Below are 21,741 nucleotides of genomic sequence, written 5' to 3' on the forward strand. Positions count from 1 at the left end.
CTTATTTGCGTGTTATCTCCCATAGTTTAAGTCCGAATCCGTCGATCGTGCAGTCGGTTGCTTCCGTGTCCGAGAGCCGTTCGGTTTCCGGTGTCAGGGCACGGACCCGGTCGATACTCTGCCAGCCGAGTTTCGTGACATCGAGGGTGATCCGGCCCCGGTTTTCGTGTGCCGAACTGCCCAGCAGAACGATGTAAAGCCGTCGGCCGTCGCTCGAAAGCGCCGTCAGGCAGTCGAGATCGGGACACCCCGTCCGGACGAGTCCCGGGCGGAGGATCAGGTCGGCTTCGTGTTGCCCGATGCGTCCGGGTGCGAATCCCGTGATGCGCTGCGGCCCGACCTTGGGCGTCACGAAGCCCCGTGGGAAGGCGATCAGCCCTTCGCTGCGGCATTCGGCTTCGCAAAGCAGGTAATCGACGATCCATCCCAGCTGCCACCAGGCATGATGCGGGAAAGGTCCCGGGCCGCGGTCGAACTGCGACCAGTAGTAAGTGGCGATCTTCGTGTCGGGGTTGAGGAACTCCTCCCGGGCGATGGCCGCCGTGCGCGCCAGATCGACGAAGAGGCTGTCGCCCGTCATTGCCGCCAGCCGGGTGTAGAGTCCGCAATGGCTCGTCAGCAGAATGGGACCGCTCTTGGTTGCCGATCCCGTGCTTCCGCCGTGTTCGAAACAAAGTCCCGTCTGGCTCAGCTGCCAGTCGCGCAGTTCCCGGCCTTTCCGCCGGACGGGTGCATTCTCCGACCGCGGGTGGGTGTATACGGAGCAGGCATAGAGCCGTGCCGCGCGGACGGCTGCTTCGAGATAACGTTCGTTCCCGCTCGCTTCGTATGTTTCGAGCAGCGCTTGGGCGCTTTGCACCGTGGCGAAGTCGTTGATGAAACGGGCATCGCCGCAGACGCCGAGGAACCGTCCCCGGTCGACGGCGTGCCCGACATACCAGTCGGCGCCGCGGAGCGCCGCATCGAGGTATTTCCGTTCGCCCAGGATGCGGTGGGCGACCAGCAGTCCGTAGAACGTGGGGCGCAGGTCTTCGAGGTCGGTGAAGAGCGCCTTGCCCGTGAGTTTGTCATAGGCCACGTTGAAACTGCCGTCCGGATGTTGCAGCGAGAGCAGCAGATCGGCGCCTTCGCGCAGTTTCTCGCGCAGCAGTGTGTCCTGAGGCTCGAAGAGCAGGATGTTGCCGATGTCGATCAGCGTGTAATAGGTGATGCCGATCGGCTCGATGTGGTTGCCCCATTCCTCGACGAACGTCCCCTTTTTCGAAAGGTAGTACTGTCCGAGCGCCGCGCCGCGGTTGCGGTCGCCGTGTCCGCCCTGCTGCATGAGTTTGAAATTGCGGATGTAAGGCAGACGGCCGTGCCGGAGCAGGCTGTCGCCGGTCATCGCCGCGAGCATCCACACCGCCCCGGCGTCGGCGTTTTTCATGGCGTCTTTCTCCGAGCCGACGACGCTGCCCAGATAGGCCTGTGCGCCGATTTCAATTCCTTCGCAGCGTTCCGTGCGCCAGAGCGAGAGCGAGTCGTCGCAGACATAGCGGTAGATCGCTTCGAGCCGGTCGGTGAGCGAGAAACGGGAACGCCGCAGGGCGAGTTCCTCTTTCAGCCCGTAGATGTCGTAAACGGCGTGTTTGAAAACTTCGTACCAGTCGGTGCGGCGCAGCGTGTAACGAAACGCAAAACGGGTTTGGCCGCCTGCTTCGAGCCATGAACCCTCCTCGCCGAGCACCGGGTGCCAGGCCGTGGGGCAGAGCCGTCCGTCGCGTGTCATGTGCGAAAGTCCCGTGCTCCAGCATTCTCCATGCGTGCGCCGGTCGCCCGCGTAGGGTTTCCGGTCGTAACCCGGCTCGGGAATGACGGCCAGCGTGAGCCCTTGCCTGTCGGTCAGCAGCGAGGCCATTGTAGTCACGGTGTTTTCGTTGCAGACCATCGGCAGGTGCGGCAATCCCTGGCCGTACATGTAGGCCCGGTGGAAGTCGGATTCGATGGCGTCGCCCTGGAAGAATCCCGGGATGCATCCCCACGCCAACTGTTCTTCGGGGAGTGTGGCCGTGGCCGGGGTTGAAAGGGAATAATAGCCTGCCCGTGCTGCGGTGAAGGTCATCCGTACGCACAGGTCGCCCGGATGGGCCGCGTCGGCCCACCATTCGGCCGTGAGTCGTCCGGGTTTACCTGTGGCTTCGAAACGGAGGGTATCGCCGCTTCGGTGCATCTCCTGCGGCACGAGCCGGAAGGCTTCGCCCGCACGGTTCAGCGGTACGGAGGAGGTGGCTTTACGGTAGCTCGGGGCGATGCAGTGGAAACGGTCGATGTCGAAGCACAGCGTGTCGCCGCCCCGGTTGACGACGATCTCGCCTTCCGTCGGCGGCCTTTCCGGTGTGTAGAGCACAGTGTATCCGCCGTCGGGAATGCCCCAGACGAACGTCTGCCCTTCGTCGCGGAGCTCCATTTTCCGGGGCTTCCAGCCTTCGCCGCTTTTCTGCCACGAAATGCCGATCCGGGAATCGCCGATGCGCGGACCGTTTCCGAAGAGGGTCAGCGGGCCGAGGAGGGCGAGTATGCAGAGCGCTTTTTTCATCGTTGCGGCTGTTCGGGTTTATGGCAGACAAGCAGCCGGGTCGGGACTGCTTGTCTGCGCGTTCGGTGAGGCGGCGTTTAGTAGCCGGGATTCTGGTCCGGGGCGTTGATATAGGGATTGGTGTTGATCTCGTTTTGCGGGATGGGCCACAGGTAATCCCGGTTGGGATTGAACGATCGCGTGTCAACCTTGTAGGGGATGTACTTCGGCGGGTTGAGGCGCACGTCCTGGTATCTGTAGCCATAGGCGTCGGTCATCATTTCGGGACCGATCCGCCAGCGGCGGATATCCGAAATGCGGGTGCCTTCGAACGCGAACTCGACGCGGCGTTCGTGGCGGATGATGGCCCGCAGCGCATTGGCATCGAGCTCCGTGCCTTCGACGTCCTCGACCTTCGGCATCATCACCGAAGGACGCTGACGTACGCGGTCGATCAGCCCGCGGACTTCGGCCTCGTCGAACGTTCCCGATTCCACGAGCGCCTCGGCACGCATCAGCAGCACGTCGGCGAAACGGATCAGGATGATGTTGTGTTCCGAGTTGTTCTTCTCGGTCTCGGTGTAGTCGTTCCACTTGCGGATCTTCATGCCCGTGTGGTTTGAAGAGCTCGGGAGGAAGATCGTGCCGCGGCCGTTGTCCGTGCCCGGCATGATGATCGACTGGTCGAGACGCGGGTCACGGTCCTTGTAGGGGTAGGTCGGATCGAAAGCCGGGTCGGCGCTCTTGTAGAGCTGCGTCTCGGCGTCCCAGCTTACGGGATAGCCGTTCTTGGTGTAATAGCATTCGGCGAGTGATGCCGTCGGGCAATAGGAGTTCCACTCGTAGGTAAAGGTATAGAGCTGGTGCGAAAGCCCCTGCGAATAGGCGTTCTTCATGTACTGGATGTCGAAGATCACCTCGCAGTTGTTCTCGTTCTGGGGCAGAAACAGCTCCCGGTAGAGGGGATAGAGGTCGTAACGGAGTGCACCGTTCTCGTCTTTGAGGTCGATCACCTCTTTGAGAGTCTCGGCTGCCTGGGCGTACATTCCGTTGTAGAGCTCGATCTTGCCTTTGAGGGCCAGTGCGGCGCCGCGTGTGGCGCGCCCGGTATCCTCGGCGGCATAAGTTACGGGCAGGTATCCGGCCGCTTCTTCCAGATCGCCGAGGATCTGTTCCACGATCTGCGCCTTGGGGGTGCGGGGTTTGCTGTCGGCCAGGTCGACCTGTTCGAGGTACATCGGCACGTCTCCGAAGAAGTCGATGAGCTCCGAGTAGAAATATGCGCGCAGGAAGAGCGCCTCGCTGCGGAGCCGGTCCTTGATGTTGGTGGCCGGGACGGTTATTTCGTAACAGTGGTCGAGCCAGGCCAGCAGGGTGTTGGCACGCGAGATTCCGCGGTAGCCGCGGCTCCAGAAATTCAGGGCATAGATGCTCGACGAACCGTGGGTGCCCTGTCCGAATTCCTGCGTGTTCTGGTTGCGCGAGTAGTTGTACATGTTGTCCGACATGCAATCGAAGTCGATGGCGTAGGTGCGGCCCTTCACCGGTTCGAGGGCGGCGTTGTAGATGCCGTTGACGGCGATGACGGCGTTCTCCTGCGAAGAGAAGAAGGTGGCGGGGTCGAGTGCGTCCTGCGGCTCGCGTATCAGGTAATCCGCGCAGGAACCCAGCATGAGCGCCGAACCGACGAATGCGACTATTTTATGATAAGTTTTCATCTTTGTCCGTGTTTAGGGTTAGAAACCAATGTTGAGGCCGAAGTTGTAGATGCGTATCTGGGGATAGACCTCCGACGCGATGTTGGTCGAGGGGCGCTCGGGGTCCCATCCCGGGAAATTCGTGAGCGTCCAGGCGTTCTGGATGCCGGCATAGATGCGCACTTTCGACATGTGCAGTTTGGCCGTCCAGCGTACGGGGAGCGTGTAACCCAGTTCGATATTTTTCAGGCGCAGGAACGAGGCGTCGTAGATATAATAGCTCGAACGGGTGTTGGCCGTCTTCGAATCGTAGTTCATGCGCGGGTGGCGGTTGGTCGGGTTGTCGGCCGTCCAGCGCTTGTCGACCATGTCTTTCCAGACGTTGCCGTTGTCGTTGTAGAACGGCACGACCATCGGACCCTGGTTGTACATGTCGCGGCCCAGCACCGTCTGCCAGAACATATTGAAGTCGATACCCTTCCAGCCCCAGTTGAGGTTCAGCGACATCGAAACGTCGGGGAACGGGTCGCCGATGATGGTCCGGTCGTAGTCGAGGTCGATCTTGCCGTCGGGCTTGCCGTCCGGGCCGGAGAGGTCGGCGAATTTCAGGTCGCCGGGACGCGGGCTGCCCTCGCTCGGCACGGGCCGTCCATCTTTGAGCTTGTAGACACGGTCCTGCAGGGGTACCGAGGGGTCGCTGTCGTTCTGCCACGTGAAGTCGTCGAACTGGTAGACACCGGCCATCCGGTAGCCGTAGTAGGCTCCCACGGGGTGCCCCTCCATCTGGACGATGGGCAGCGAGGCATGGATCACGGGGCTGACACCCTTCAGGTCGAGGATCTTGTTGCGCAGGAAGGTGGTCGTGAACGTGGCGTCGACGTACATCTTGTTGCGGTAGGTCTGACGGTAGTTGAGTGTCAGTTCGAGACCTTTGTTCTCCATGCTGCCGGCGTTCTGGTAGGGGCCGCCGTTCACGTTGCCGATCAGCGACGGCGGGATGGGCAGCTTCATCAGAATATCGGTGGTCTTCTTGTAGAAAATGTCGGCCGTCAGCGAGAAGCGGTTCCAGATGCCGATGTCGAGACCGATGTTGGTCTGTTCGGAAGTCTCCCACGAGGTGTCTTTGTTCGAAAGTTCGGTGATGGCGGCGCCGGCCACCTGCGTACCGTTGAAGTCGTAGTAGCTGTCGGTCGAAAGGGTCGGGTAACCCGTGTAATTCGAGGAGATATACTCGTTGCCGAGGCGTCCCCACGATACGCGCAGTTTGAGGTTGTTGATATACTCGGTCACGCCGGAGTTTTTGAAGAAACTCTCCTGGGAGATGCGCCATCCGGCGGCCACCGACGGGAAGAGCCCCCATTTCTTGTTGTAGAAACGCGACGAACCGTCGTAGCGGACGTTGACCTCGAAAAGATAGCGGTCGTCGTAGGAGTAGTTCACACGGCCGAATAGCGAACGGGTCGCACGTTCGTTGATGGCATTGTCGTTGACTTGTGTGGCGGGGTCGCCCATGTTCAGCGACGGGGTGAATGAGGACATGTTGTCACGGCGCGCCATCTCCCATTCGTTGCGCCACCAGTACTGTGAAGCGCCGACGAGTACCGAAAAGTCATGACGGTCGATGCGTTTCTTGTAGTTGGCCGTAAGTTCGGTGGTCGTCGAGAGGGTCGTCGAGTTTTTGATCTCGATGAAGCTGGCCGCTTTGTTCTGCACGTCGCCGTAGAGGTCGCCCACGGTGTAGATCGGGGCAACGAACTGGTCGTTGCGCGAATTGAAGTAGACCGTGGCGAACGAACCTTGTATTTTCAGTCCTTTGACGGGTTCGACCCCGGCGCTGATCTTTGCTGTCAGCTGGTTGGAGACGTTCTTCGTGCGGCCTCCGGCTTCGAGCTGTCCCATGTGGCGTCCGTAGAAGCCGTAGAGGCCGTTGTAGGCCTTGAAGATGCTGGTGGGGCCTGCGCGGTGGATGTCCTGGATGGTCTGGTTGGTGCCCATGGCCGTCGAGGTCATGTCCTTGCGGTAGCCCGAGAGGTTGAGCGTCGTGAAGAACTTGCGGTTGGTGGAGTACATGCTGAGGTTCGAGCGGAACGAGATCTTTTCGTTGTCGGTGCCCTTCAGCACGCCGTCCTGGTTGCCGTAGCCCAGCGAGACGCTGCCGTTGTAGTTCTTGCCGCCCATCGACATACTCAGGTAATGGTCGTGCATCGGGGCGATGCGGAAATGGCGGAGGTAATAGTTCACGGACACCTTCTCGCCCGAGATATATTTTTCGCGGTCACTGTCGTAACTTTTGATCTCGCCGTTGTAGAGGAACATCTCCTCTTTCAGGTCGAGCCATTCGAGGACTTTCACCGGCTTGGGCAGCGCCGTGGTCTCCTGCAGCGAGAAACTGCCGTTGTAGCTCACTTTGAGTTCGCCCGAGCCTTCGCCCGACTTGGTCGTGATGAGCACGACGCCGGCAGCCGCGCGGTTACCGTAGATGGCCGCCGACGAGGCGTCCTTCAGCACCGACATCGATTCGATGTCCTTGGGGTTGATCTGGTTGATGTCGCCCTCGACACCGTCGATCAGCACCAGCGGCTCGTTGTTGTTGGCGATGGACGACACGCCGCGGATGCGGATCGAACCCTGGTCCTGGCCCGGCTGTCCCGAGTTCTGGACCACGTCGATACCCGAGATTGTTCCTTGCAGGGCCATCGAGGCCTGGGTGATGGGGCGGTTTTCGAGGTCCTTGACCGACACGTTTTCGGCCGACCCCAGCAGGTTGACCTTTTTTTGCGTGCCGTAACCCACCTGTACGACTTCGACGGCGTCGAGCATCTGTTGGTCGGGCAACAGTTTGATGATGTCGAACCTGGCCTTGGGGTCGTCGGCTTTCAGTTTGAGTGTCTTGTAGCCCATGAACGAGAAGGTGATTTCGCTCTTGGGACCCGGAATCTTGATCGAATACGTGCCTTTGCTGCCGGTGATCGTTCCAGCACCCGTTTCCTGCACGTACACGGTGACGCCCGACATGGGTTTGTCGTTCTCGTCGTGCACTACACCCTTGATCTCCCTGGGCTGTGCCATGGATGCCGCGATCGCGAAAAGCATCACCAGGGTCATGTAGATTTTTTTCATAGGTTCTGAAGTTGGTTGGTTTATTTCGTTGTTTTCGATTCGATGACAATGCCCATCAGTGCCGGGCAGACGTCGCCTTCCGGACGCATGAGGCGTAGGTGGATTTCCTGTGCCGTTACCGGCTCCGGGAATGTCAGCGTGTTGACGGTCTGGTGGTTGCCTTCGACGCGCACCAGTTCGCGTCCCGCGTCGTCCGAAAGAATGTAGTCGCGGATGCAACAGGGCATTACGGAGTCGTAGTGTCCCATCTGCACGTTCTCCATCGCGTGATCGGCGTCGGTGTCGAAGAAGAGCCGGACCTGCGAGAAAGTCCGGGGCTCGTCCCAGGCGATTTCCAGCTCGGGTGCGGTGTCGTTGGCAGCGGCGGCCCAGCCGTTGGGAGCGAGGTAGGGGCGGAAATAACTGTTCCGCAACTGCTCCGCGCCGAAGGCGGCGAGACCCGGGGTGAAACGCAGGGCGAAATTCTTCCCCTCGGGGCGGCGCTTCGGGCACCAGAACTCGAACGCGTCGACGCCGATGCCCTCGGGAGGCGTCTGGCGGCCGAAGTTCGAGACAGCGGGGTTGATGTGGTTGAAGACCGACGTGAGGCCCGTCACGAGGCGTCCGCTTTGCGGCAGGCGCACCTTGTCGTTGGTCATGAAGCAGACGAAGACATAGCGAGGCGTATCGTATTCGATGCCGAAGTCCAGCGCGATGCGGTTTTCTCCTTGGACGAGTTGCACGACCTCGACGGCGTCGGTACGGTCGGGGGTGTAGTTTTCCCGGCGCAGGGAGCTGCGCAGTTCGACGCGGAGATCGGTGGCCTCCTCGGCTTCGACGACGGTGTCGATGCGGGGCATGCGTCCGTTGACGGGTAGCAATTGCGCGGCCGGGTATTCGAGCCGGAACCACGTGCCGTCATGCGGCAGTTCGTCCAACTGAAGTTCGCTCGACACGCGCAGCGAAGCCTTGTCCAGCAGGTTTCGACCGTCGGAGATGTCGAGCCCGGGGATGAACTGTCCCAGTTTGACGAGTTCGGATTGCAGGCGTACGATCTTTTCGGGGGCTGCATAATCGGCAGGTTTGCAACCTTCTTCGAGGCAGAGCGCTGCGGCCATGCCGATAGCCTGTCCGCCGAGTGCCGCCGTACACATGACACGGGTCGAACCGTTGGCCACGTGGCTCGACGACATGATGCGGCCTCCGACGAAGAGGTTGTCCAGGTCGGGGGTCACGTAACAGCGGTAGGGTATCTGGTAGACGCCCTTGCTGTGCCATTGGTTGCAGCCGTTTCTGGGGCTGAATACCCCGTCCGACGGGTGCAGGTCGATGGACCAGCCGCCGTAAGCCACGGCGTCGTAGTGGGTGTGCTGTTCGATGATGTCCTGCTGGGTGATGGTGTAGAGTCCCGTGAAGCGGCGGCTTTCACGTTTGCCGGGGAAGAGTCCCGCCCACTCCAGCGTGAGGTTTTCAGCCTGCGGGAACTTGCCGGAGTTCTTGATGTAGTCCCAGACGCCGTAAACCACGCGCCAGAGTTCGAATTTGATCTGCTCGGTGTCGGTCACCGTGTCCAGACGGCCGCCGTATTCCAGCCACCAGTATTTGCAGCCGTGCTGGGCCGGGTTGAAATAGTTGGGATTCTGTAATTTGGGGATATGCCGCTCCGCATCCTTGATGGCGAAATCCGGCGCCGTGTATTTCACCGGGCGGCCTGTGTCCTTCATGTAGAAAAGGATGCTGTGTCCCAACAATTCGCCGTATTCCTGTTTGTCGGGGGCGAATCCTTCGCCGTACTCCTCTTTCTCCTCGGCGCCCATGCGGAACGATGCCCCGGCGAGGTAGCCCAGCGTGCCGTCGCCCGTACAGTCGGCGAACAGATCTCCTTCGAGCGTGTATTCCGTGCCGTTCTGGGGATTGATGGCTGTGAGACGGCTGATCGTGCGGTTGTCGTTCTTCTCGACTTTGTAGACCACCGTATTGAGCAGCAGCGTAATGTTGGGTTCGGCGAGCACTTTGTCCATCAGTACCATGTCGAACAGCACGGGGTTGCCCTCCTTGTTGCGGAAAGTGTTCTCGACGAGGATTTCGTCCAGTACGCCGCCTTCGCGCGACCAGCGGTTGTTGTTGCCCATATGGGAGGTGGCACCCAGTACCCACAGGCGCACCTCGCTCGAGGCGTTGCCCCCGAGCACGGGTCGGTCCTGGACCAGGATGACCTTGACGCCGGCCCTCGCTGCGGTGATGGCGCTGCATACGCCTGTCATGCCCCCTCCGGCGATTACGTAGTCGGCCCGGAGCGAGATGTGGCGAAAAGCCCTTTGTTTTTCGAAATTGCAGGTAAGCATAGTTGGATCAGGATTTCTTTTTGCTGTATGAATAAGCTGTGATACCGATTGCCAGCAACAGCAGTCCCATGCCCAGCGGGATCATCTTGTGCTCGTTGGCCAATGCTCCCAGTACGGCGATGAACAATCCTGCGAGGATGGCGCCGATACCGATGACCATCACACTGAAACGGTTGTTGGCAGCACCCTCTTCTTCGACGGCGGCAGGGGCTTTTTCGATCATCGGAACCTGCTCGCCGGGACGGCGTATGCGGTGGTAGATTTCGTAGCCTGTCAGCAGCAGAGCCGGAACCAGTACGCCCACGAGCATCTCTTCGGCGCGGTCGAGCGAGAAATCCATGAGCGGCGTGACAAATTTGAACAGCGCGTTGATCGCAAGGCTCGCGACGGTTGTCGTGAGGATGACCCGCCCGTTGAGGTTGCGCGAGAAGAGCGACCAGATAAGCGGCAGGTAGAGCGGTACGCCCGTGAGGGCCGCGACGCTGATGACGACGTTCACGATACCGCCCATCAGGGGAATCAGCAGCGCCACGACGATAGCCAGCACGCCGAAACCGATGGTGGACCAGCGTGCGATCCGCATCAGCCCTTTCTCCGAAGTGGAGGGGGAGAGGCGTTTGAAAATGTCATTGGTGAAGACGCCTGCCGAGATGTTGAGCGTGGCGTTAAGCGAACTGGCCGTGGCGAAGATCATGCCGCCGAGCATCAGGCCCAGCAGACCCGAGGGCATCGCCTCCTTGCACATCAGCAGATAGGCATTCTCGGCTTCCAGCCCTTCGAGGCCGGGGTTGTAGACGCGGTAGATCATCGGCGGCAGCATCCAGAGGATGGGGCTGACGAGGTAGAGGATGCCGAACAGCCATCCCACCTTGCGGGCGTTGCGGGGTGTGCTGACGCTGGTGTAGCGCTGTACATAGGCCCAGTTGCCGCCCAGGAAAAAGAGGTTGTAGAACATGAAGGCGATGATGAACACCCAGGTATAGTCGCCCGATACGGTCTGGAAAAATCCCTCCGGGACCTTTGCGAGGAAAGCCTCGGTTCCGCCGACCTTCATCAGCGACAGCGGAATGACGATGATGACGGCGGCGAACAGGATGAGGAACTGCAACACGTCGGTCACCACGACGGCGCGCAGGCCGCCGATCGTGACGTAGAGGATGCTGAAAGCCCCCAGCAGCAGGATACTCGTGTTGAGCGGAATGTCGGCCGTGACCTCGATGATCTTGGCGATGGGGTAGAGAAAGGCTCCGGTGGTGAAGAGCGAGATGAAGAGGAACAGATAAGTGTACATCTTCTGCGTCGACACGCCGAAGCGGCGGGTGATGTATTCGGCAGCCGTGAGGCAGCCCGTGCGGTTCCAGCGCGGGGCGATGAAGAATCCGACGGCGAGGCCCGCGGCGGCCATCGTGAGCTGGATGGTCACCGACACCCATCCGTGGGAGTAGGCGATCGAGCCCCACACGACGAACGTGCCGGCCGAGAAGAATCCCATGAACAGCGAAAGGCCGCTGATCCACCAGGGAACGTTACCCCCCCCCGCGAAGAAACTCTTCATATTTTTGCCCGTAGAGGAAAAGGAGACGCCGGCGAGCATCACGCCCGCGGCAAACAGCAAAATGGTTACATAGTCTAAAGTACCCATGGATCGGTTCTCATTTAGGTCGTTTTCGGGTTAGCCCAGAACAAATATATCCCATTCGGACCGTTTCCGCCCCAGTCGGGGTTCATAAAATCGTCGGGAACGTTTTCGGGAACGCTCCCATTTTATGCAACCGCTCCCATAGGCGTTCCGGTTCATCTTTTGCGGTTCGTGGAAATACGGAATTACCGGGCATGGAATTTGATTTTTGATATAAACTGTGTATCTTGCTTCAAATTTTTTCGTATCCATGGCACAAAATACCACGATAAAAGACATCGCCCGGGCGCTCGGAATTTCCAAGTCCACCGTGTCGCGTGCGCTTGCCGACCGTTTCGATGTCAAGCCCGAAACTAAGAAGGCGGTGATGGAGATGGCGGAGAAGATGCACTACCGGCCCAATCCGTTCGCCCAGAACCTAATAAAACGGCGCACGAAGATTATCGGAGTCGTAGTTCCGGAGTTTATCAACTCGTTTTTTGCCCGGATCATCATTCAGATACAGCAGGTTTTCGAACGTGAAGGTTTTCACGTGCTCATCACCCAGTGCAACGAATCCGCCGAGGCCGAACGGCGCAACCTGCAACTGCTGGAGGAGAGCATGGTCGAGGGTATCCTGATCTCGGTTACCGAGAAAGGACGCAATACCGATTATTATAAGGAATTGATCGGCAGCGGCATTCCGCTGGTGTTTTTCAACCGCGCGGCCTCGGACGTCGCGGCCAGCCGCGTTGTCATCGACGATTATAAGTGGGCGTTCTTTGCCGTGGAGCACCTGATAAACATCCGCCGCGAGATGGGCCAGCCGATGCCGCGCATCATGCATTTTCAGGGTCCTTCGGAGATCGACCTCTCGGGACTGCGTTACCGGGGTTATGCCGATGCTCTGCGCAAGCATGGTCTTCCGGTCGATTCGTCGCTGGTCATTCGTTGCGAATCCATTACCCGTGAAGAGGGCCTCCGGATGATGAACCGCTGTATCGTGCAGGGAATGGTGCCCGACGCCTTGTTCGGATTCAACGACCAGTTGGCTATCGGGGCTATGAAGGCACTCAAACGCAAGGGATTCCACATTCCGCAGGAGGTTTCGGTGATGGGGTTCACCGAATCGCAGTCGGCGTTGGTCACCGAACCCATGCTGAGCTCCGTGGCGCAGCCGTTGGATAAGATGGGGGAGACCGCAGCGCGGCTCCTGCTGGAAAAGATCCAGGACCCTGCGTCGGAAAATCGAACTGTCGTGCTCGAAGGACTGCTCAACGTTCGGGGTTCGAGCGATCCCAAGATGCTCGACGGCGAGTAGTTCCGTTCTTTCCTTCCACCTCCGTAACGCTCCTTTTCGGGAACGATTCCGAAAGATTAAACCGTTCCCGAAACCGTTCCCGCTGATTTATTGCCGCCGCCGGCTCCCGAAAAAGGTTTATTCCGAATATATTTGTTTCTGCAAGGCTCTTGCAGGGCCTTCCGATCGGAATATTAACCTAAACCAACCGATATGAAAAGATTTTTCTGTCTATTCACGGCATTGACGGCGGTCTTGCCGCTCTCGTCTTGTATGGAGAAGGAGGATACGCCTCCGCATTTCGTGCATGTGGAGAGTGTAAGTTTCGACGTTCCGACGCTCAGCCTTCCCGAAACCAAAACGTACAGCTTGCAGATTATCTTCACTCCCGAAGACTGCGGCAACAAGAAAATCACCTGGTACAACACCAATCCCGACGTTGCGACGGTCAGTTCCGAAGGTGTCATCACGGCTAAGGCCGAAGGTGTGACCACCATCGGCATCCAGACCAGCGACATGCGCCGTACGGCGGAGGTGGAGGTGACGGTTACGCCGTTCATCGCCGATGTGCCGATTACTTCGATTACGCTCAGCTCGATCTCTCACGATTTCCTTGTGACCGACGGTCCGATCACCCTGACTGCGACCGTTATGCCCGAAAATCCGTCGATCCCCACATTGGAGTGGATTTCGTCCGACGAAGGGGTGGCCCGCGTATCGCAGGAGGGTGTCGTTACGCCTGTCGGACACGGACGCGCCGTCATTACGGCCAAGGCCAACGACGGCAGCAAGCAGCAAGCCGAGTGTAAGGTGACGGTATCCGGAGTTAAGGACCGCAACTATGACGGTCCGGATGCGTATTATAAACTGATCTACTTCCCTGTAAATATCGAAGTGACGCTTCCCGACGGAACGAAAGCGACGCAGACTTGGCTCGACCGCAATCTGGGAGCGAAGAAGGTCGCCGAATCGAAAGGCGATTACGAGGCTTACGGTTCGCTGTTCCAGTGGTCGCGCAAGGCCGACGGGCATGAAAAGACCTCATGGTCTGATGCTGCTGTAGGGGCCTTGGTGAATGGTATCACTCCGATTAATGAGCGTGTTCCCGACCGGGCGAATGCTGGGCATAACAAATTTATTCCGACGAATGCAGAACCCAATGACTGGGCTTCACAGTCTTCGACGCAGGAAACGGGGCTCTGGGGCGGAAAATACACCGATTATGAATGGCATGCGCCTATGGCCGATGAAACGAACATGAACAATCCTTGTCCGGACGGTTACCGGGTGCCGACTGTCAACGAATTCTTGTCCATGGCGGGAGCGATCCTGAATACGAAGTTGACCTATAATACTAAATATTCGATCAGTGACCCGAATACTGTATTCGCAGAATCAGACCTGCATTTGCCTTCATCCGGTGATATGCTTTACTCGTCATCGTCCGCAAATACGGAAAACGGAAATTTGCGCGGTGTTTATTGGACGAACTCCTCTGCTGCGAAAAAAGGCGATAACTACAATAATGCGAACCGCTTGCTTTTCATGAGCGGACAGGTTATCGTGAATCCTTACCAGCGTACCAATGCGTACAGCATCCGCTGTATTCGCGATACGCCTCTTGAAACGACCTCTCTGGAGGATTGACCTTAAAATGTAACTTCAAAAAGGGGAGGGTAGGTTGAGAAAAAACCTACCCTCCCCTTTTGTAGACATGCGTCCGTTATTTGGTCACGCGGAAGCTGTTGAGCCAGAACTGCTGGGTCACATTGGCGACTTTCACGCAGGCCAGGCGGATTTGCGTGGTCTGATCGGCGCCGTAGATTGTCAGCGTCTTGGTCTCCCAGCCCTCGAAACCTTCGCCGGTGGCTCCCGAACTGGCGTTGGGCATGAATCCGTCGAGTTGTACGGTGGTTTCCGTCATGCTTTCGGTCGCTGAGAAGGAGCCGGCGCCCGTAATCTTAAAATAGACGCTTTGCTTGTTGGCGGCATTGCCTGTAAGCTGCGCCTCGACGGTGACGTCGGTCGGTGTCGCACCCAGTTCCGTCAGGGCATGGGTCGTGATGCCAGCCTCGTAGGAGCCTGTGCCGAATTGGAGACAGTGGTACTTGGCATAGACGCGGCCGTCGAATACGGCCCAGTTATCTTTGTAGGCTTCCAGTTTGTTGGCCCAGTCCACTGAGGTGTTGACCCAGTCGAACGTATCCTCGAAGACGACCGTAACGGGTTTTACGCTGCTCGGGACGACCTCGATGTCGTCCACCTCGTAGCGGGCCTTGCCGCCTTTTTCCGTGCCGTCGACCGTGGCGTAGATAATCAGGCGGTCGGTCGGTTTCACGGCAGGCACCTCGAACGATACGTCGGTCCACGTCTGCGGAGTCGCCGATACAGGCGCTTCGTCGGCCGTGAAGGGGATATTGGTCGTCAGCGTATAGCCATCCGCATAGCTTTTGAGGTTGGCGTCGGTGACGTTCTCCGGCACGATGCCGACCCGGATGACCGCCTTGTCAACGGTGAAGACGGAGCCGTCGGCATTGGGCTCGTTCCAGTTGCCGAGGCGGAACGAGATGCGCACATCCGTAGGCTGGCTCAGTCCGCTCAGTTTCGGCGTCACGAGGAATCCGGCCTTCGAGGCGGTACCCAGTTTGATGTAACCCGGATATTCGTAGGCGCGAAGTCCGTACCAGCCGCTCACCCCGCGGTCGGCCCGGAAGGCGTCGCTGTGGGTGTTGAAGACATCGGATGAGCCGCCCGTGTTGGCATTGGTCAGGGCATCCGCTACGGCATCGGGAGCGATGGTGCCGCCGACGCTCGCCGGACGCAGTCCGTATGCTTTGAGCAGGTGGTCGCCGCACCATTTCAGCCGGTCGAAACGTATCGAGACCAATGCACCCGGCGCGGCGGTCTGCGCGGCGGTCGTGCGGCTTTCGAGGAAGACGTAGGGCGAATCCTCCACGCCGTCGGTGGTGCTGATCGTCTGCACGGCCAGTTGGTAGGTTGTCGAGGGTTCGAGGCCGCCGAAAGTGAAGATCGGCGCGGGGAATTTCGCATCCAGCGTGAACTCCGGCGACTGCTGGACGGGTTCGCCCTCCTTGTCGGTGAACAGCGCCGCCCGGTATTTGTGCGTCGCTTCGGCGGGTTCGTCCCAACCGAACGTCAGCACGGTGGCCGACGCGTCGAGTTCCGTGAGATTGAGGGGCGACGGGGCGTACTGAATCTCCTCGCCGCTCTGCTTCACGCCGAGCGTTGCGATCACTTCGCCGTCGATGAGGAACTCGACCGTCGCGGGGCGTTCGGCTCCGGTCTGGTTGCGGCCGGCGGTGATCGTCACCGTCGAAGTGCCTGCATCGCCGCCTTCGGGCGCGAACGACAGCCATGCGGCCTCGCTGCGGACGCTCCAGGCGGCGTTGGCCGTCACCTTCACCGGTTTGTCTTCGCCTGCGGTGACGAATTCGAGCGACTCGGGGTCGGTCGTGAGTTCGGGTTCGAAGTCGCCGGGTTTCTCGGTGATGTAGATCAGCCGGAAGCGGTCGATGAACCAGCGGTTGTTGGCCTCGGCCGTCGAGCCGATGTAAATCTGCGTCGCGGCGGTGGCCCCGAAGATTTCGAATTCGTGGACAGTCCACTCGTTCCAGCTGCCGACGCTGAAGACCTGCTCGGTGTTCGAGGCGTTGCCGACGGTGCCGCCTCCGAGGACGCGGATGCACAGCTGGTCGTTGTCGGGTTTGTTGTTCAGCGTCCAGCTGGCCAGCGTCAGTTCGACCGTGACGTCCCTGGCCTCGCTGCCGATGGCTTCCAATTTGGGTGAGAAGAGTCCCGCGCCGCCGTCGGCCCAGCCGCTTTTGAGGAATCCGGTTGCGCTGGCCGAGCCTGCCGAACGCGGATAGGAGGTCGCACGGCCCGATTCGATCGTCCAGCCGTTGGTCGAGGAGGGATAGTTGCTCCATTTGTCGATGCGCGTGCCGTCGGAACCCGTCCAGGCGTCGCTCTTCACGTAGGCGGCGTTATTGGCCCACGCGAAGTCGTCCTCCCAGAGCACGGTCCGGATGTAGTTGACGACATCTTCGAGGAACGTGATCGTTTCGCCCGTTCCGTCGCCCTCTTCGAGTGCGGGATCGTCGATGCGGTAACCTGCCGAGGCGCTTTCGAAGCGGAAGAAGACCGCCGGACAATCCTCCTTAATGAAGAACGGAATGCGCACCATGCTCCATTTTCCGGCTTCGGTCGCCGAGGCGGGAAGCGTGTACTCCACGGGAGTCCACTGCGCTCGGTCCTGGCTGATGCAGAGTTTGAGCTCGTCGGCGGAAGGCGCTTTCGTGTCGTTGCTTACGCCGAACGAGAAGATGAAGTTGTAGTCGCCCTTGGTGGCGATGCCGCCCAGCGTGAACCAGCCGTCGTCGCCCAAAAGGACGTTGTTGCCGCCCGACGCCCCGTCGTAGGTCGTCGAGGGCGAACCGGCGTCGAGGGTGGCGTTCTGACCGTCGTAGTAGGTCTCGTCGACGCCCATGCCGCGCAGGTTCCAGCCGTCGAACTCCGCGACGGAGGCGCCTGCACCCCCGGTGCCGAAGTCGTCGCCGTAGAAATAGACCAACTCGCCGATTCCGGCCTGCGAGAGCGTCACGGTCGTCGATACGTTGCGGTTGGTGACGAGTTTCAGCTCGGCCGAACGGGCGTTGCCGTCGTTGCGCTGCACCGTCACCGTGAGGTCCGCGCTGCCGTTGCCGGCCTCCTGCGCAAGGGTGAACCAGGGCTCTTCGAGCCCGGTTCCCTTGTCGTAGGTGACCATCCAGTAGGTGTTCGATTGGATGTGGATGACCACCTCCTCGCCGTTGTAGGTCAGGCCGCGCGCATTGGCGCTGTAATAGGAGGCGTCGGTTTCCAGATAGACGTCGCTGAGCGTCTTGTCGTCGTCGGCGCAGGCGCCGAGCGCCGCCAGCAGCAGCACGGCGACGATGCCCGAGAGATATGTTTGCAGTTTTTTCATCGGTTACTCGCTTTTACAGGTTTTCGATCTGCGCGGCGAACTCCTTGGGACGCGACATCGTCTCGGTGTACTTGTTGCCGAAACGGTCGGTCACCTCGATCGTGAGCGTCGAGGTGGCGCTCGAGGCGTTCGCTGCGAACAGGTGGTAGTTGTTGCTCGATGTCAGCACCTCGGTATAGGTGTTGTTCGAGTTCTTGTAGACGCGCGTGGCGTCGTAGGCGTAGGTGTGCAGCGGGTCTTTCATGTAGACGCGCGTGGGGTTGAGTTCCACGCCGTTCTCCTTCACCGAAACCTTCCACTCGGGGTCCCAGCCCCAGACGTTGATGTAGACCACGTTGTTGCCCACGTTGACATAGTCGTTCCGGTTGGGGTAGTAGCGGATCATGTTGCGGATGACCGAATTGTTGGCAAAAAACGTTTTGACGTTGTTCATGTCGTAGGTCCGCAGCTGGAAGTCGCGCGGCTCGCCGTAGCCCTTGTAATACCATTCGAGGTCGGTGTCCCGGAATTCGTAGACTCCCATGCCGCCCGGCGCGCCGTCCTTGCAGATGTGGCCGTTGCTGTAATAGCCCGTCCACCACCACGTCGCGCATGAACCGCCCGTATTGTGCTCCATCAGCCCTTCGCGGACCTTCATCGTCGTGTTGTTGTGGGTGTGTCCCGAGATGATGTGCACGTCCGTGAACTCGGTGAGCAGTTGGTCGAGCATCGTCGAGTGTCCGTAGGCCATCGAGGGGGTGATGTCGAGCGACGAGTTGTAGTAGAACACCTGGCAGTGGGTGCCGATCACCAGCGGGGCGTCCTTGTCTTTGACGGTCGCCAGGTCGGCCTTCAGCCACGCGAGCTCCATCTCCGTAAAGGCGGAGTTGTAGGAGTGGTCGCCCGGCGTCCGGGTTGCGGCGTCGGCCCCGGCGTTGAGGTAGACCGTGTTGTCGAGCATGATGAAGTGCGCCTTGCCGATGTTGAACGAATAGTAGGTCGGCCCGAGGTTGTCCTTGTAGGGCTGTTCGGCGGAGTAGTCGTCCTTGGCGTACTCGTCGTTGTCGTGGTTGCCCGGGACGTGGTAGATCAGGGCCGGGATGGCCGAGTCCTTGAGCGTGTTGGCGTAGTCGCCCAGGTTGTACTTGTTCGAATTCCAGTAGAGGTCGAAAGTCATGTCGCCCATGTTGAGGATGTAGACCCTCTTCGGCGAAGCGGCGATGTAGCTCTTCAGCTCGGGCAGCATCAGCTCCTTGTACTGGGCGATGTCGCCCAGGCGGTTGGCCAGGTGGATGTCGGCCAGCACCAGCAGGTCGAAATCATCCTGTCCCGGGGCTTCGAGCAGCTCGAAATCGACCTGTTCGCACGTCTCCTCGCCGGGGGTTACCGGACCCCAGATCAGGGGCACGGAGTTTTCCGACTGGGGTTCATAGCCCGAGGGTACGCTCATGAAGACGTAGCCGTGGTGTTTCTTCGAGGCGAGGTAGTAGCAGCCCGTGTCGTCGGTTGTCGTGACGGCCTCGCCGTCGGAGACGACCACGCCCGCGACGGGCAGCGAGCCGCAGAAGACTACGCCTTTGACGTTCATGCCCTCTTTGTCGGGAATCTCGATGTCGAGGCTGCGGCGGAATTTGAGGATGCCCAGCACTTGACTCTCCCGGCCGCGGTGCACGATGAGGCGGTAGGAGCCCGTCGGGATGTCCTGCGGCACGACGAAGGTGACATAGGCGTGGTCGACCTCCTTGAGCGTGAGCGGGATTTCCGCACCCGTGGCGATGTCGGCCAGTGCGAGCGCGTCCCCTTGGGCGAAGCCCTTGCCCTGGATGGTCAGCTCCTTGGTGGTCGAGGTGTAGAAGGTCGATCCGGGAACCAGCTGGTCGGTGACGAGCCGGTCCTTCCGGGCGGTATTGACCGTCGTGTCGTCGCTGCATCCGGCCGTCAGGAGCGCCAGCACGGAGAGGAACGTTGCGATCCGGTATCTGATTTTATGTTTAATCATGGTTCATTGCGTTTTTGAGGTTCTTATATCTCGGCGATCTGCCAAAAGCTGATGCGCGGGGCTCCGCCCTTGGCGACGGTCGTGCTCTCCGTCGAACTGCCGTTCACCATGCCGTTGCCGGCGTTCCAGTTCTCGGTAACGCGGAAGCGGATCGTGAACTTCTGCTTGTTTTTCATTTCGTCGGGGAGTTTGAGGATGAACTGCTGCAACTGGTGGCACGAATACCAGTCGGGCGAGATGATCTCGCCGATCTTGGTGTACGCCGACAGCGGGCCGTTCTCCTCCTCGCCCCACTCGATGTCGAAGTACATCGGGCCGGTCTGCGAACTGGCCAGGGCGAAGGTGAGGTAGAGGTCTTTCGACGCGTCGGGCGTGAAGTCGTTCACGTGGAAGACCCAGCACTCGCCCTTGTAGCCTTCGGGAGCGTCGGTGCGGTTCATCGTCGAGGCGGTGCAGTCCCAGAAATACTGGCACGAAACGCAGGCGAGGATGTTGAAGTTCGTGTAGCTGTTCGACAGCGCCGGGGAGATGCTCTGCGAACCGTTGTCTTTGACCGTCACCGTAGCCGGGGCCATGCGGGCGTAACTCCATCCCCAGTCCATCGAGATGCCGCCGGCGCCGGCCTGCACGGCCGACCACATGGTCGTGGTGAGCTGTCCGCTGCCGATGCGCGGCGTCAGTTTGTCGTAGGTGTTCGCGTCGTCGAAGGGACCGAACTGGATCAGCGTTTTGGACATGCGCGTCGAGGCGTCGGCCGAGACCCGGTTGTCTTCGTGCTGGCGCAGGCGGATGATGTAGACCTCGCCCGTCGACTGCTTGTAATACTTGGTGACGATGCCCGTCAGCGGACCCGAACCCTCGGGGATGAGCGTCGCGAAGCGGTCGAGGAACCACGTCGTCGTGTAGAGCTTGCAGGTGTTGCCCTCCTCGTCGCGCAGCAGGTGGCCGTAGAAGTCGTTGCCGTCGCAGAAGGGCATCGCCGTGGCGTTGTAGGCGATCGTCGCGTAGGAGGGCGTCGACTGCGTGTAGCGTTCGTCGATGTTGCAGTAGGTGCCCGCAGGCTGGGCGAACTCGACCTTTTTGAGCGTCACGAGCGTATTCTCATAGTTGGCGAGTTCCGAAATGCTCTCCAGCTCGACGGGGGCGATGCCCGTTCCCTGGTCGTCGCGTTCGAAGACGGAGTTCGACGTAAAGGCCGCCACTTTGAGCGAACGGGTCGTCGCGTCGGTGACCAACTGCTGGCCCAGCAGGTGAACCTTCAGACGCTCGTTCATCTTGTATGTGTTGTCGTTCGTCGAGGCGAACTCGAAGAGCAGGCCGCGGCGGCTGTCGTCCTGGAGCGTCATGACGTTGAGGTCGAAATTGCGCTTCTCGCGGTTGCTCGTCACGTAACCCTCGACCCAGACGTTGTCGGTGATCTTACCCGCATTGGCGTAACGGGCGACGGCGTCGGCAATGGTCAGTCGTTGGCCGTTGTTGGGGTCCTGCGCCGTGTTGAACTGCACGATTGTCAGGTCGGCATAGAGCTTCTCCAGGTTGGTGCCGATGGCCTGGAAGCGCACTACGCCCGTGCGTTCGTCGCCCGTGTTGGGCGAGACGACCAACTCCTGTGCCTCGCCGGTCGATTCGCCGAAAGCGATCCATCCGGCGGAGCTCTCCAGCGTCAGGGGCTTCCAGCCGACATTGGCCTTCAGCGGAACGATGATCGTGCCGCCTTTCGAGGCGGCGGTGATGTGGTCGGAACCCATGTCGAGGGCGATCGAGGGCTCGACGCCCGACTGCGTGACCTCGAAGGATTTGACGACCCGGCCGCCGATGACGACGTTGACCGTGCTGTAACGCGTGTAGGCCCCTTCGTTGGCCGAGACGCTGACCGTGAAGCGGCCGCTGTCGTCGCCCTCGTTGGGCCAGATGTCGATCCACTCCTCGTCGCCCGTATAGGCGGGTTCGATGACCCACGGGCCCATGTTCGAATACATCTCGACGGTCAGCGAACCTCCGTTGACCGTGTAGGAGAGCGACTCGATCTCCTCGCCGAAGTAGAGGTAGGGTGCATCGGTGTCCTCGTCCGCGGTGCATCCCGCCGCCAGCAGTGCAAAGGCGGCCAGAAGCCCGGCGAGACGGTATTTCGTATGCGATATGATTCGTTCGATATTCATGTTTCGG

10 protein-coding genes are annotated in these 21,741 nt (G+C 60.0%); 2 read left to right on the forward strand and 8 right to left on the reverse strand.

Translation table 11 applies throughout. The features are described 5' to 3' along the window. Window position 1 precedes the first annotated feature (1 nt). The 5 genes from BLU78_RS07540 to BLU78_RS07560 all read right to left on the reverse strand — a co-directional run bounded on the left by BLU78_RS07540 (window position 2) and on the right by BLU78_RS07560 (window position 11,337). The gene (locus BLU78_RS07540) at window positions 2–2,575 is read right to left on the reverse strand and encodes a glycoside hydrolase family protein (protein ID WP_010262716.1); all 2,574 of its coding nucleotides are present in this window, start codon (window positions 2,573–2,575) and stop codon (window positions 2–4) included. A gap of 77 nt (window positions 2,576–2,652) precedes the next feature. Then, window positions 2,653–4,272, reverse strand: a complete 1,620-nt coding sequence (locus BLU78_RS07545; RefSeq protein ID WP_010262720.1) for a RagB/SusD family nutrient uptake outer membrane protein — start codon at window positions 4,270–4,272, stop codon at window positions 2,653–2,655. A gap of 18 nt (window positions 4,273–4,290) precedes the next feature. Continuing rightward, complete coding sequence (locus tag BLU78_RS07550; protein ID WP_010262722.1) at window positions 4,291–7,371, reverse strand: SusC/RagA family TonB-linked outer membrane protein; 3,081 nt, start codon at window positions 7,369–7,371, stop codon at window positions 4,291–4,293. Window positions 7,372–7,391: 20 nt separating this feature from the next. Continuing rightward, window positions 7,392–9,695: an FAD-dependent oxidoreductase gene (locus tag BLU78_RS07555; RefSeq protein ID WP_010262723.1), complete on the reverse strand. Its 2,304-nt coding sequence runs from the start codon at window positions 9,693–9,695 to the stop codon at window positions 7,392–7,394. Window positions 9,696–9,702: 7 nt separating this feature from the next. Next, the gene (locus BLU78_RS07560) at window positions 9,703–11,337 is read right to left on the reverse strand and encodes a sodium:solute symporter family protein (RefSeq protein ID WP_010262724.1); all 1,635 of its coding nucleotides are present in this window, start codon (window positions 11,335–11,337) and stop codon (window positions 9,703–9,705) included. Window positions 11,338–11,584: 247 nt separating this feature from the next. Here BLU78_RS07560 and BLU78_RS07565 point away from each other — a divergent pair, with 247 nt between their 5' ends. Both BLU78_RS07565 and BLU78_RS07570 read left to right on the forward strand, forming a co-directional pair. After that, a complete protein-coding gene (locus BLU78_RS07565; protein WP_010262725.1) occupies window positions 11,585–12,634 on the forward strand; it encodes a LacI family DNA-binding transcriptional regulator in 1,050 nt (349 codons plus the stop codon). 192 nt (window positions 12,635–12,826) lie between these two features. Then, complete coding sequence (locus BLU78_RS07570) at window positions 12,827–14,260, forward strand: Ig-like domain-containing protein (RefSeq protein ID WP_044106443.1); 1,434 nt, start codon at window positions 12,827–12,829, stop codon at window positions 14,258–14,260. A gap of 76 nt (window positions 14,261–14,336) precedes the next feature. On the opposite strand, the gene BLU78_RS07575 is transcribed toward BLU78_RS07570, so the two are convergent. From BLU78_RS07575 to BLU78_RS07585, 3 genes are read right to left on the reverse strand one after another with little or no spacing between them, the layout of a single operon-like run. Then, the gene (locus tag BLU78_RS07575) at window positions 14,337–17,597 is read right to left on the reverse strand and encodes a BACON domain-containing protein (RefSeq protein WP_010262728.1); all 3,261 of its coding nucleotides are present in this window, start codon (window positions 17,595–17,597) and stop codon (window positions 14,337–14,339) included. 13 nt (window positions 17,598–17,610) lie between these two features. Beyond that, complete coding sequence (locus tag BLU78_RS07580) at window positions 17,611–19,575, reverse strand: calcineurin-like phosphoesterase C-terminal domain-containing protein (RefSeq protein WP_010262731.1); 1,965 nt, start codon at window positions 19,573–19,575, stop codon at window positions 17,611–17,613. Between the two features lie 23 nt (window positions 19,576–19,598). Continuing rightward, window positions 19,599–21,734, reverse strand: a complete 2,136-nt coding sequence (locus tag BLU78_RS07585; RefSeq protein ID WP_010262735.1) for a DUF5689 domain-containing protein — start codon at window positions 21,732–21,734, stop codon at window positions 19,599–19,601. Window positions 21,735–21,741: the final 7 nt, after the last annotated feature.

The organism is Alistipes timonensis JC136, from assembly GCF_900107675.1.
Classification (GTDB): Bacteria; Bacteroidota; Bacteroidia; order Bacteroidales; family Rikenellaceae; genus Alistipes; species Alistipes timonensis.

What these genes read in the sequence shown, in the direction of transcription:
- BLU78_RS07540 (WP_010262716.1), bottom strand. Translation starts at nt 2,575, where the DNA reads ATGAAAAAAGCGCTCTGCATACTCGCCCTCCTCGGCCCGCTGACCCTC.
- BLU78_RS07545 (WP_010262720.1), bottom strand. Translation starts at nt 4,272, where the DNA reads ATGAAAACTTATCATAAAATAGTCGCATTCGTCGGTTCGGCGCTCATG.
- BLU78_RS07550 (WP_010262722.1), bottom strand. Translation starts at nt 7,371, where the DNA reads ATGAAAAAAATCTACATGACCCTGGTGATGCTTTTCGCGATCGCGGCA.
- BLU78_RS07555 (WP_010262723.1), bottom strand. Translation starts at nt 9,695, where the DNA reads ATGCTTACCTGCAATTTCGAAAAACAAAGGGCTTTTCGCCACATCTCG.
- BLU78_RS07560 (WP_010262724.1), bottom strand. Translation starts at nt 11,337, where the DNA reads ATGGGTACTTTAGACTATGTAACCATTTTGCTGTTTGCCGCGGGCGTG.
- BLU78_RS07565 (WP_010262725.1), top strand. Translation starts at nt 11,585, where the DNA reads ATGGCACAAAATACCACGATAAAAGACATCGCCCGGGCGCTCGGAATT.
- BLU78_RS07570 (WP_044106443.1), top strand. Translation starts at nt 12,827, where the DNA reads ATGAAAAGATTTTTCTGTCTATTCACGGCATTGACGGCGGTCTTGCCG.
- BLU78_RS07575 (WP_010262728.1), bottom strand. Translation starts at nt 17,597, where the DNA reads ATGAAAAAACTGCAAACATATCTCTCGGGCATCGTCGCCGTGCTGCTG.
- BLU78_RS07580 (WP_010262731.1), bottom strand. Translation starts at nt 19,575, where the DNA reads ATGATTAAACATAAAATCAGATACCGGATCGCAACGTTCCTCTCCGTG.
- BLU78_RS07585 (WP_010262735.1), bottom strand. Translation starts at nt 21,734, where the DNA reads ATGAATATCGAACGAATCATATCGCATACGAAATACCGTCTCGCCGGG.